This is a genomic window from Proteiniphilum sp. UBA5463 (assembly GCF_002427225.1).
In the GTDB taxonomy this organism is placed as follows: domain Bacteria; phylum Bacteroidota; class Bacteroidia; order Bacteroidales; family Dysgonomonadaceae; genus Proteiniphilum; species Proteiniphilum propionicum.
In genome coordinates, this window is the sequence record NZ_DIQL01000053.1 from 12572 (window position 1) to 24865 (window position 12294).

Here is a 12294-nt window from a genome sequence, read left to right on the forward strand (position 1 = left end):
ACTAACAGTCTCTTTCATTCCATTCGGGCCAAGCTGTTGTTGATATTTGATAAATTGTAAATAATCATTTTTTATATTCATGGCTTTCGCAACAGATTCATGTATTGTGAAATGTTGATTACCGATTGTTTTATTTTAGGGATTATTGCCTTTTCTTTGTCAAGAGATATACTCCTCCCGGTTCTTCTTCGATATGATAATTACGGTTCAGTTCAATGACCCAGCCATCTCCTTTTATACTGTCTTCAGTGATCTCAAGCGGCTCAGGCACAATTACCCAGCGCCAGTCGGTTCTCAGGAGAGCTCCTCCCCTTTCCACGGTGAGTATGCCCCAGTTGTCGCTAATCTGAACGGTTGGATATATTGTACCCTCATCCTCATCGAGAGGAATAAGATTTTGTGGGTTGAACGACATGTTCATCTTCTCCAGCCTGATCTCAAGATGGGGCTGATCGAAGAATTTCCTCCGGTAAGTATCAAGAAGAGCGCTGTTTGATATCTCTCTTTTCATCTCCTCATCAGCAATAACCTCTACTTTGTAATCTTCAGCTACCTGCTTTACATATGACTGCAGCAATATGCGCATATCCATACCAAATGCATCTATAAACAGCTCTGTAAGATTTGTCTCCATATCTACTTGCCTGTTCCAGTTGTTGTCTTTCCGATATAGAAAGAAGCCATATACCGGCACTGTTTCATAGGCGAACGACCGCACGAAAGTAGGTGTCTTTTTGAACGCGCTCAACCGGTTTATCAGGTATTGCCTCCATTGCCATTTGTCCCGGCCGCTCATCATCTGCCCTGTATAGGTAGCAAGCCCTTCGAGCAGCTCCAGGTTGTTTTCAGACGTCTCGGAGCCTCTGTAAAGAGTGTGGCGGAACTTTCTGAAAATAAGAGCATTCCGCAGATGCTCCAAAGCCCTGTTGATCCTCCCAGATTTGAGTGCTGCCTCCAGGGCAGCCAGCTCAAGACGCAGGTACAACCTCCCATCTTTTTGATCGAGATGGATATTTTCTTCTCTCCGTGTGCGAAAACCGAGGGCGGGTTGGGCAACATGAAACAGTTCATGAGTGATAAGATCGATACGGTCGAACCTGTTTTCGGGCAACGGAAGCATTATCATGGCCCAGTGCATGCCACCCCACTCGACATCGGTGTTGGAAAGTATTACATCTTTTGGTAATATGCCCCTATAGATGCTTCCATGGGGCAGTAGAGATCGCCCCTCATCGGGCCGGTTGGTATAGATCTCCCTGGTAACAGGATCGACAAACATGATGGGACCATATATATCCTTGTCCCAAAGGGCTTTGTGTTTTAATGTTGCTTCCGCAACCTGCCTGAAACATAAAGATATTGAGTCCGAAGAGTACTTAAATGCATAAAGTGGTTCAGCTTCAGTACCCGGGTCAATGGATTTTTGAGTTGTAATTGGCCACCCGGCAAGGTTTCCCGTTGGAGGTTTGCTACAATGTTCCACCGGCTGCTGGAGCAGCGAAATATGACTCACATAATAAAGTGCAGCAGCTGTAAAGAGTCCCGCAAACCATATGCCTGTTAGATATTTCATTTCTCTGCTGCCTGAATTGGTGTTTTATTTACTCTGCATTACTCTTGCCGATAAGCGGGTAACCCATTTACGGGGAATGAGACGAATGCCAAAAGGGGCTATCTTGTTTGCAGCACCATGAATAACCACGGATTTACCTTTCATCATTGCCCTGTATCCCAGTTCTGCCACCTCTCTTGGATTGGCAATTTTCACGTTCTTCACTAATTGAGATGCATGCATCTTAGACTCATCCCCGAAATTAGTTTCGGTTGGGCCGGGACATAGCGTGGTAACTGTGATGTTGTCCCTCTTCAGCTCATATTCCAGTGCTTCTGAAAGCATGAGAACAAACGATTTGGAAGCGAAATAAACCGCCATCATGGGTCCCGGCTGGAAAGCGGCAGTTGATGATACGTTCAATATCTTACCCCTCTTTCTGTCTCTCCACTCCTGCACGAAAAGGTGGGTCAGGTGCGTAAGGGCGGTTACGTTGAGAGCGATCATCTTCTCATAGCGCTCCCAGGGTGTACCGGAGAAAACGCCATAGTCGCCGAAACCGGCGTTATTAACCAGATATTCGACTTCAATCTTTTTCTCTTTCAATTCGTTGAATAACTCCTGTGCAGCTCCTGACAAAGAAAGGTCTTTAACGATAATATACACGGAAACAGCATACTTAGCCTCCAGCTGCTCTTTCAACCGCATCAATCTATCTTCGCTTCGGGCAACTAGTACCATATTACAATCCTTCTCCGCAAAAAGAAATGCCATCTCTTTCCCGATACCTTTAGATGCACCTGTAATTAAAGCTGTTTTTCTCATGAACTCAACTATTTAGAACAAAATTAAACTTTTTTTTTCATGTAAGTCATATATACGGATATTTTTGATGAAAACAAAAGCATTGCAGTAATGGAAGATACTCTTAAAAAGAGCCTTCCGCAGTGTATTTCTGAAATAATTAATTAAACTGGGTTCTAATTGATGTGACGTACTCTGATTGTGATAACCGGAGTACGTCAGTTGTATTAAGAAAGGCAAAATAAGGCAGCAAAACAACGGGTTATAACTGATTGTTATAACTGGAGTACGTCAGTTTTATTAAGAATTCACAAAAATGCGGGAACAGTTTTTATGCCCCGAGCATGTGGTGGCACACATTGTTGCCGGAATTATTTTACTCAAAGCATAGTTTTTTTTACTTAGAGTATAACTTGCAACACTTCGGTAATTTTTTTAAAATAGTTCTTATAATCCGCTGAATATCAATAGAGTATGGCGCTCCTTGAGGATCTAGCATAAATCGTTGACTGTCAGTATTATAAATGAAGTTTTAACGAAGCATTATAACTTGGCTACACCACATTTATTTCAATTCCGTCTTCGCGACTTGTCGATCCTGAGAAATATAAAGAGTAGTATGGTAAATCCCCAAAGTGACGAACCGCCATAACTGAAGAATGGCAATGGAATACCAATAACAGGCATAATGCCTATTACCATGCCGATATTTACCATGATGTGAAATATGAAAACACCTGTAACGCCATAACCATAAACACGCCCAAAAATGGTTGTCTGCCGTTCAGCAAGGTAGAGCAAACGAAGTACAAAAGCCAGCAGCATTAAAATGATGACGGCTGAACCTACAAAACCATGCTCCTCGCCGATTGTGCAGAAAATAAAATCGGTATCCTGCTCAGGTACATATTTGAGCTTTGTTTGTGTTCCGTTAAGATAACCTTTTCCCATTAGTCCTCCCGACCCGATGGCAATTTTGGACTGTCCCACGTGGTAACCCGCTCCACTAAGATCCTGCTCCATGCCAAGTGTGACTTTTATACGCATCTGCTGGTGCGGCTGAAGCACATTGTAGAACACATATTCCGCCGACTCGAGAAATGCAAAAGAACCGATCAAAAAGAAAAAAATATAGATATATGTCTTCTTCCAGTAGCGGAAAAATAGCAGCAGCAGGTAAAGGGCAGTTAACGAAAGGGCTATGATGGCAACAATGCCCCAATCAATTTTCACAGAAAAAAATGAAACTATAAAGGCAGCCATAAATGTTGAGGCAGCTATGAGCAGAATAATAAAGGCTACTTTATGCCGTTTCATATAATTCCACACCATTGCGGCTGAGAATATAATAATAAGAAGGATGGTAACAAATTCCCCCGTGGAGATGACCCCTATAAAGGTATCTGAAAACCTTATTCCAAGAATAAAGTAAACAATGGCAGCTATCCCCATGAAAAGGAATCCTCCCGGAAGCCCCTCCCTGTATAAAACAAGTATAAAGCTTAGGTATACCAGAGCAGTACCGGTTTCGCTCTGAGCTACGACCAATAACGCCGGCAACAGTATGATGCAGCTCACCAGCAGAATATTTTTGCGCTCCATAAGACGGAAGCCGTATGTATTGAATACTTTTGCCAGAGACAGAGCAATGATAAACTTCATGAACTCCGCCGGCTGCAGGCGTATGGGGCCGATGATAAGCCAAGAGCGTGATCCGTTAATATCTTGCGCGACCAGCAGGGTAACCAGCAACAATCCTATACCGATGAGATAAAATACAAAAGCATATGTCTCATAAAAGCCCACGTCGATCTTCAGCAGGGCAAAAGCAAGTAGCAGCGATGAGCCTATCCAGATAAGCTGCATTCCAGCCCTGGTAGACAGGTCGAACATAGCAGTAGCACTCTCCAGATCGAAACTGGCAGCGTAGATGTTGAGCCATCCGAACACAACAAATATAAGGTAAAATATGACAGTGATTCTATCCACTTTCCCCTTTTCCTCTATATCTTTGCTACCCTTATAGATCATTTTTCTTTAAAGTTATCTGTTGCCTGAAGGCAGACTTCTTGTATATACATATGGCAAGATTTCACGGTTAATAATTGATGTCTCAAGCCATTTGTCGCTTTCGGGAATTTCGCCCCGGAAAAACTTCTGCAACATCAACCTCGCTACCGGTACAGCGTTGGTTGCACCAAATCGTCCGTTCTCAACTACCACCGCTATTGCTACCTGAGGATCATCCTTGGGAGCAAAACCCATGAAGAGTGAGTGGTCGTCGCCATGAGGGTTTTCAGCTGTACCGGTTTTGCCACAGACCTCCACAAGAGGTTCAAGGTAGATACCCCTGCAGGTACCTTTGGTCACCGCATCCGCCATCCCCTCTACCGTAACTTCAAAATGTGCCCTGCTTATACCTGAATCGTGCCTGGTAGTGTATGCCGGTTCCAGCACAGCTCCTTTCCGTTGCTTTACTACGTGTGGTGTATAAAAATAGCCTCTGTTGGCAATCATTGCTCCGAAATTGGCTATCTGCAATGGCGTGGCAAGTATCTCACCCTGTCCTATAGCGATAGAGATGATATTGTGCGCGTTCCAGCGTTCTGTTTTAAACACCTTTGAATAGAATTTGCTGTTCGGAATAAATCCTCTCTTTTCCGAAGGCAGATCGATTCCCAGAGGGTATCCGAACCCCATATCCACCATATGATCGCGCCATACATCGAAGGCCGACTGTACGTTTGCGTATTTCGCCCTGTTGCTAAGCATACCGTTCAATCCGTAGCAAAAGAAAGAGTTGCAGGAGGTAGTGAGAGCATACTGGACAGACAGAGGCGAGGCATGTCCGTGACATCCGGGGCGCCCTCCCAAAGGCGGGTAGCCTCCGAAGCATGAATAACGGGTCTCGGTGTTGATAATACCCTCTTCCAAAAAGATAAGCCCCTGAGTAGGCTTGAACGTTGAACCCGGCGGGTAGGTCCCCGCAATGGCTCTGTTGAAAAGCGGCTTAAACGGATTATTTTCCAGCTGCCGGTAGTTGGCGCTGAAGCTTTTTCCTGTCAAGAGAATTGGGTCATATGTAGGTGCCGAAACCATGCAGAGTACCTCACCTGTTTTGGGCTCAATCATCACTATACTGCCCACTTTGTTATGCATCAGCTGCTCACCGTAAGCTTGCAGTTCCAGATCAATAGCCAGTGTAAGGTCCTTTCCCGACCGTGCCGCTTTGTCGTACTTGCCGCCCTCATAGTGTCCCTGGACCCTTCCGTGTGCATCGCGAAGCAGTATCTCCACACCCTTTTCGCCCCGCAGATCCTCTTCGTGCGACAGCTCAATTCCCGACTTCCCTACATAGTCGCCTCTAACGTAATAGGGATCGGCGGCCATTTTATTTTTATCCACCTCTGCTATATAGCCAAGGATAAGTCCCATATTGGGGTAGTTATATTGTCGCTCCGTACGGCTCTGGATATAGACACCTGGGAATTTGTACAGTTTCTCCTGCAGCAGGCCGTACTCCTCCAAATCGAGCTGCGACATGAAAAGCTGTGGTGTATATGATGAGTATCCGGGGTTCTTTCGTCGATCTCGCATCTCAGCATCCATAGAATGAAAGCGGTCTATATTGATATTCAACGTATTGCAGAAATCAAGAGTATCGAACTGCTTCATTTCACGTACAACCATCATCACATCATATGTAGGTTTGTTGTACACAAGTAACTTGCCGTTTCGATCGTAAATGGCTCCCCTGGCAGGATAAAGCTCCCTTCGAAGGAAGGCGTTGCTTTCGGCATATTCACGGTACTTCGGGCTAAGCAACTGCAGGATGAACAGTTGTCCCAGATATATCAGCGCTATTATCACCACCACAGCGGCAATAGTATAGCGACGTTTTGACAGAGGGTTAAGATTGTTCACCAGGCCTTTTCCTAAACATTAAACTATCCAAAGCAATAATGAGCAGTATTGATGCCACCGATGATGAGAGTATCCGAAGCAGCGTTCCTGCTAAATTAAAGAGTGTAAACGACTCAATAATGAAGATGAGTGAAAGGTGCAGGAGTACCATGAAGACGGTAAATCGTATGAAAGGCCCTGCAGTAGTGTAGATGCCGGGAACAAACTCGTCGTATTCCTCTTTCTCAAAAAAGAGATCCATGATATTTTTTCTGAAAGCTGCGACGATGGTGGTTGCTGCAGCATTTATACCGGGGGTATTAAGAAAAATATCGATAATCAGCCCTAACAGGAAACCTGATATAATAACAAAGAATTTGTTTCTGCCCATTGGAAGTTTCAACAGGAAGTAAATATATAAAACCGGTGTAGTTATGCCAAACAGGCTTATCCTGTTCAACAGGAGAACCTGTAAAAGGATAAGCATAACAAACAGTACTATTTCATATATCGTCCTAACTTTCATAAGTTATAGAATCATACAGGGTTCTTTTGTAAAAATGTATCTTTGAGAGCGGTGATAACTCCCCAGCTCGTTGTATCTGTCAAGTTGCTATTGCAGAAATGTTTTTATATAGCTTATTGTAATAATGTTTCTTCGAGAGCTTTCTGCTCCTCGTGATACAAATCGTTTATTACAAGCACATCTTGCAATGTATAGAAATTGGTTGCCAGCCTAATATTGAACACGTTGAAGTTGTCGTCTCCCGATTCGCCTATACTACTCACGAAGCCGATGATAAGATTTTTCGGAAATATTCGTGAAAAACTTGTCAGCACTGTATCTCCTTCCCGGTAAATCTCATGTTTGGGTAACTCACGGAGTTGAGCATGTCGAACATTCTTTCCATCCCATGAGATGGAACCATAATTTTCGGAGTTCTTCATTTTTGCACTAAGGCGGAATTTAGGATTTATGACAGGTATAACAACCGAAAAATTCCGTGAAACATTGGAAACAACACCTACCACGCCACTCTGCGAGATAACACCCATATCGGGTTTGATACCGTGTGCGGTGCCCTTGTTCAGCGTAATAAAGTTATTGACCCCCGAAAAGCTGAGGTTCACCACCTCGGCTGGAATAAAGTCAAACTGAGACGGAGCTATACTATCGCTGATGAAAGCGTTAACCTCTGTAAGGCCATTACTCACCATTCTGTTTATATTCCTTTTTAGGGTATATATTTCATACTCCAGCCCCGCGTTGCGTGCCAGCAAAAGCTGATTGCTCTTTTTTAGATGAAAGAACGAAGTTAGATTTGAAGAAGCGGTGAAGCACCAACCGGAGATGCTGTTGGCAGAGGTTAGATATACACTCCGCTGGTAAGAATTATGCGTAAAAACGAGATAAAAGCTGAATGCAATCAGGAGGATTGCAACCAGCCGGTGACTATTTTTAATGATGAAGTTAAAGAGATTACGCATGCATACCAGACCATTGTATATAAATATGTGTCCAATAGCTTAAAGCTATAGTCCATCGTGGATTAACGCATTAAAAAAGAGAATTTATCAATATTCCTCAGCGCAATGCTTGTACCCTTTGCCACCATGTGAAGAGGGTCGTCCACCACCCTGAATTGGATACCGATTTTTTCGGTAAGTCTTCTATCCAATCCCCTCAGCAGCGAACCACCACCTGTAAGGTAGATACCATTGCGAACGATATCAGCATACAGTTCCGGGGGAGTCTGTTCAAGTGCACTGAGAACGGCTGAGTCAACTTTCGATACAGACTTCTCAATGCAGTGTGCTACCTCCTGATAGGAGACAGGCACATCCATTGGCAGTGATGTCATTCTGTTTGGCCCGTGAACGATAAAATCTTCCGGTGGATTATCAAGTTCGGTAAGTACTGAGCCTACATTTATCTTGATCTGTTCCGCAGTGCGGTCGCCAACTTTAATGTTGTGCTGGCGTCCCATATAATCCTGTATATCTTCGGTAAAATCGTCACCTGCAATCTTTATGGATTTATTGGAAACTATACCTCCAAGCGAGATGACAGCTATCTCGGTTGTTCCCCCGCCTATATCAACAATCATGTTTCCTTCGGGAGCTTCTACATCGAGCCCGATACCCAGTGCAGCTGCCATCGGCTCAAAAATCATGTACACATCGCGTCCTCCGGCATGTTCGGCCGAGTCGCGAACGGCACGTATCTCCACCTCTGTGCTTCCGGAAGGGATACAGATAACCACCCGAAGCGAGGGATTAAAGAGCCAACCTTTATTTTTATTTGCCATCTTTATCATACCCCTTATCATCTGTTCAGCAGCGTCAAAGTCAGCAATTACTCCGTCACGCAGGGGCCTTACCGTACGAATATTTTCATGTGTCTTACCATGCATCTGTCTCGCTTTTTCACCCAATGCAATCATTTTGTCGGTTTTGCGATCCAGTGCTACAATGGAGGGTTCGTCAAGTAAAATCTTTCCCGCGTTGTTCACAATAACAGAATTGGCCGTTCCCAAATCCATTGCCAGCTCCTGTGTAAATGAAAATAAACCCATAATATATCTGTTTAAGCTATTGGTTGCAGCTGTATTGTTTAATCTCTTTATTAATGCTTGAAATGTCTGATCCCGGTCTTGACCATTGAAATGCCATTTTTATTGCAGTATGCCACTGACTCTGCATCACGAATTGATCCTCCGGGCTGGATAACGGCTGTGATACCAGCCTTGTGTGCTATCTCCACACAGTCGGGAAATGGGAAGAAAGCATCGCTTGACATTACCGCCCCATGCAGATCGAAATGAAACGTGCCGGCTTTCTCGATAGCCTGTTTCAGAGCGTCAACCCTTGATGTCTGCCCGGTACCGCTGGCAATAAGCTGTTTATCCTTTGCCAGGACAATAGCGTTGGATTTAGTATGTTTTACCAGAATATTGGCAAACAGCAGATCGTCAGCCTCTTTTGCGGAAGGAGCCGTTTCAGTCATCACCTCCAAATTGTCAGCAGTCTGCACAATTGTATCTTTTTCCTGCACCAGCGCCCCATTGAGTACTGAGCGGTATTGCATTTTCTGAGCAGCTTTCTCTGCCGATTTAAGCACCAAAATTATACGATTTTTCTTTTGAAACAAAATATCCAGTGCATCTTTATCATATCCAGGTGCTATGATAACTTCAAAGAATATCTCATTGATAGCTTCCGCAGCCTCTTTATCGACCTGCCTGTTGGTCACTACAACACCTCCAAAAGCGGAAACCGGGTCGGCAGCCAAAGCTGCCTTCCATGCCTCCTTTACGGTTGGCCGGCAAGCCATACCGCAGGCATTATTATGTTTAAGTATGGCTAATGCAGTTTCGTTGAAATCGGAAATCAGGGAGATAGCAGCATCTATATCGAGTAGATTGTTATATGATATCTCCTTGCCATGCAACTGTTCGAAGATCTCATCAAAGTCGCCATAAAAATATCCCTGCTGATGCGGGTTTTCCCCGTAACGGAGCTGCATTGCATCGTCTTGGGTTATACGCAGCGCAGAGTGGTTCCCTCTGTCGAAATAGTTAAAAATTGCCGAATCGTATTCTGAAGATACTTTGAATGCTTCTCCAGCAAACCGCCGCCGGTCTTCACAATCTGTAACTCCATTTTTCTCTTTCAGCAGGTTAAGCAGCGGTTTATATTGATGTTTTGATGCTACGATGAGAACGTCCTTGTAGTTTTTTGCTGCACCGCGTATAAGTGAGATTCCTCCTATATCGATCTTCTCAATTATCTCTTCCTCAGAGCCTCCCGCTGCAACCGTTTCCTTGAATGGATAGAGGTCAACTATCACCAGGTCGATTGAAGGTATGTCATAAGATTTCACCTGTTTCCTGTCTGATTCATTATCGCGCCGGTAGAGTATGCCTCCAAAAATTTTAGGATGCAGGGTTTTTACTCTTCCGCCCAGTATAGAGGGGTATCCGCTTACATCTTCCACAGTTTTACATTCATAACCCAATGATTGGATAAATTCCTGCGTTCCGCCGGTTGATATAAACTTGATCCGTAAATTGTTTAGTTGCTGAAGTATCTCTTCCAATCCCTCTTTATGATATACAGAGATGAGAGCTGTTTGAATTGTTTTTGACATTTTCTGCCTTATTGACACGTTATTTTTGAAATGAGTACAAAGGTAATAAAATCTCTCTCTCTTTCCCGAGATTTGAGACATTAGTTTTGTGAAAATATGAGAAAATAGGGCTCCCTCGGGATTCACTCTAGTCTCAATGCAGGAAAAACTTATTTGCAGTCCTTTTATTTCTTTTTGGACCTGCCGGAATAAGCTGCAGAGTTATCTCTTTTTATTCTTGAAAATATTATCTGAAGAAGAGCAGGGTGAATATTCTTTTGTAAGGCCTTCGGTCGCGGGTTTAAGTTTTATTGTCAGCTGAAGGTCATCAGCTTTTCCGTATTTGTAATTTTGCCTTTCCCCGTTTTGGCCTTCAACATTATCGTTCCAGATACTTGAGATGGTCTCTTTTGCATTTCTTACAACCTGTGAGCGTTGAATAAACCTCTCCGTTATTCCGGCGAGTCTGCCAGCCGATTCCTTTGCAAAAGCAGATATAAAATCATTAAGCCCGTTAAGCATTTCCTCCTCCTTCTCTGCTGCATCTTCCAGCTGATCTTCGTTGCCGCAGTAATGTGCAAGAATCATCTCAATCCCCGGTTCAGACAGGTTAGACATTATCATACCGGTCAATGCCGTTGCATCGGGGATGGTAATGAATGATCTTGTCCACCCCGGCAGATAACCGGCAAAAGAGTGGTGATATTCGTTTACAAACCCGGTTAACACCTCTCTGAGCCCGCGCTCAACCGACATAAGGGCATGAGACTTAAAATCTGTTCCATCGGGAAGAGGATAGTTAATCCCTTCAATATGTTTTGTTTCAATATGAAGCGAGTCCCCATTCTTCTCTACAATCCTGTAGGGACAAGGATATGTAACTACAGATCCGGTTTCCACTTCGTACAAAATGTTGCCGTCGGGACTTTCAACCATTGAAATATCTGATGAGTGAAAGTGTCCCGTGAACAATATGTTTATTCCATATTCAATAAATTTCTTCTGCACATCTTTGAAGTTATCCACCATATAGGGCGCAGCAAAGTATCCCTGATGTGCAAAGTGTTCCACAACGTTGTGATGTATCATTACAAGCACCTGCTTACCAAGTAATTGTGCGACCTGCATCTCGGTACGCAGCCATGCCATAGTTTCGGGCTTAATGGCGCCGTGAGTAATACAGTAGTCGTCTTCATCACCTTTGGCAATGAATCTGTTGTCGTAGTACCTGCATGCGTCAATGCACAAAACTCTTAATCCATTTACCGGCTCACTTACGTAGCTCAAAGAGTGCTCATCGCGACTGACAGCTCTGCCGTAACCATAATCTTTATAAATTGCTGCAAAATCATCAGCCGAGATTGTCGCTTCCTTGCTGACTGTATCGCCACGAAAACTTACAGCGTTGGGGTTGTTTATATCATGATTTCCTGGAACGACCAGCACCTTTATCCCTTTTTCACGTAAGGGACTGAGCAGCTCTGCCACCCCGAGGTGGCTTGCCAGTTCCCCATCCTTTGTCAAATCTCCCGGTATAAGAACAATATCGGGGTTTTCTGACAGAAGATATTGCACAGCCTGCTTAAGTATGGCATCACTCTCAAGAATCATTTTCCTGTCTCCGTTGAGATAGTCATCCAGAGCTTTTCCCCTTTCAACAATCAGTGACGGATGGCTGTAGTGCAGGTCGGAAATAACTCCAATTCTTACTTTTTGTGCGATTAAAGGAGTGTTGAATGCAAAAAGGAGTAATGTAACAACATTTATGAAAAAAATACTGCGTATCTGATCATAGCGTGATCTTATCATGTAATTTTTTATTTTAACTGAATTGACACCTTGTCTCAGGCTAATGATTTACAAAATATTATACCGGTACAGGCCTCCCTGGTTAAGCTGATTAGTA

The 12294-nt window shown here is 43.8% G+C and carries 9 protein-coding genes; all 9 read right to left on the reverse strand.

Translation table 11 applies throughout. The annotated features are described in order from the left end of the window. Positions 1 to 142: 142 nt before the first annotated feature. Complete coding sequence (locus B3B27_RS08925) at positions 143 to 1573, reverse strand: hypothetical protein (protein WP_286847300.1); 1431 nt, start codon at positions 1571 to 1573, stop codon at positions 143 to 145. 24 nt (positions 1574 to 1597) lie between these two features. Next, positions 1598 to 2377: an SDR family NAD(P)-dependent oxidoreductase gene (locus B3B27_RS08930; protein WP_286847302.1), complete on the reverse strand. Its 780-nt coding sequence runs from the start codon at positions 2375 to 2377 to the stop codon at positions 1598 to 1600. Between the two features lie 549 nt (positions 2378 to 2926). Further along, the gene (gene rodA, locus B3B27_RS08935; RefSeq protein ID WP_238865771.1) at positions 2927 to 4387 is read right to left on the reverse strand and encodes a rod shape-determining protein RodA; all 1461 of its coding nucleotides are present in this window, start codon (positions 4385 to 4387) and stop codon (positions 2927 to 2929) included. Between the two features lie 12 nt (positions 4388 to 4399). Further along, a complete protein-coding gene (mrdA, locus tag B3B27_RS08940; RefSeq protein WP_238869444.1) occupies positions 4400 to 6283 on the reverse strand; it encodes a penicillin-binding protein 2 in 1884 nt (627 codons plus the stop codon). Beyond that, complete coding sequence (mreD, locus tag B3B27_RS08945; RefSeq protein WP_286847304.1) at positions 6267 to 6785, reverse strand: rod shape-determining protein MreD; 519 nt, start codon at positions 6783 to 6785, stop codon at positions 6267 to 6269. The genes mrdA and mreD overlap by 17 nt, the downstream gene beginning before the upstream one ends. Positions 6786 to 6898: 113 nt before the next feature. Then, positions 6899 to 7747, reverse strand: coding sequence for a rod shape-determining protein MreC (mreC, locus tag B3B27_RS08950; protein ID WP_238865767.1), 849 nt, complete (start codon positions 7745 to 7747; stop codon positions 6899 to 6901). 62 nt (positions 7748 to 7809) lie between these two features. Beyond that, positions 7810 to 8835 (reverse strand): rod shape-determining protein, encoded by a 1026-nt coding sequence (locus B3B27_RS08955; RefSeq protein ID WP_238865765.1) that lies wholly within the window; start codon positions 8833 to 8835, stop codon positions 7810 to 7812. 50 nt (positions 8836 to 8885) lie between these two features. Continuing rightward, positions 8886 to 10409, reverse strand: coding sequence for a bifunctional phosphoribosylaminoimidazolecarboxamide formyltransferase/IMP cyclohydrolase (purH, locus tag B3B27_RS08960; protein ID WP_286844585.1), 1524 nt, complete (start codon positions 10407 to 10409; stop codon positions 8886 to 8888). Positions 10410 to 10610: 201 nt separating this feature from the next. After that, positions 10611 to 12197 (reverse strand): metallophosphoesterase family protein, encoded by a 1587-nt coding sequence (locus B3B27_RS08965; RefSeq protein ID WP_286845535.1) that lies wholly within the window; start codon positions 12195 to 12197, stop codon positions 10611 to 10613. Between the last annotated feature and the right edge of the window lie 97 nt (positions 12198 to 12294).

Excerpts from the sequence above, each read along its gene's own strand:
- mreD (WP_286847304.1), bottom strand. The coding sequence starts at position 6,785 with ATGAAAGTTAGGACGATATATGAAATAGTACTGTTTGTTATGCTTATC.
- B3B27_RS08955 (WP_238865765.1), bottom strand. The coding sequence starts at position 8,835 with ATGGGTTTATTTTCATTTACACAGGAGCTGGCAATGGATTTGGGAACG.
- B3B27_RS08930 (WP_286847302.1), bottom strand. The coding sequence starts at position 2,377 with ATGAGAAAAACAGCTTTAATTACAGGTGCATCTAAAGGTATCGGGAAA.
- purH (WP_286844585.1), bottom strand. The coding sequence starts at position 10,409 with ATGTCAAAAACAATTCAAACAGCTCTCATCTCTGTATATCATAAAGAG.
- B3B27_RS08925 (WP_286847300.1), bottom strand. The coding sequence starts at position 1,573 with ATGAAATATCTAACAGGCATATGGTTTGCGGGACTCTTTACAGCTGCT.
- mreC (WP_238865767.1), bottom strand. The coding sequence starts at position 7,747 with ATGCGTAATCTCTTTAACTTCATCATTAAAAATAGTCACCGGCTGGTT.
- rodA (WP_238865771.1), bottom strand. The coding sequence starts at position 4,387 with ATGATCTATAAGGGTAGCAAAGATATAGAGGAAAAGGGGAAAGTGGAT.
- B3B27_RS08965 (WP_286845535.1), bottom strand. The coding sequence starts at position 12,197 with ATGATAAGATCACGCTATGATCAGATACGCAGTATTTTTTTCATAAAT.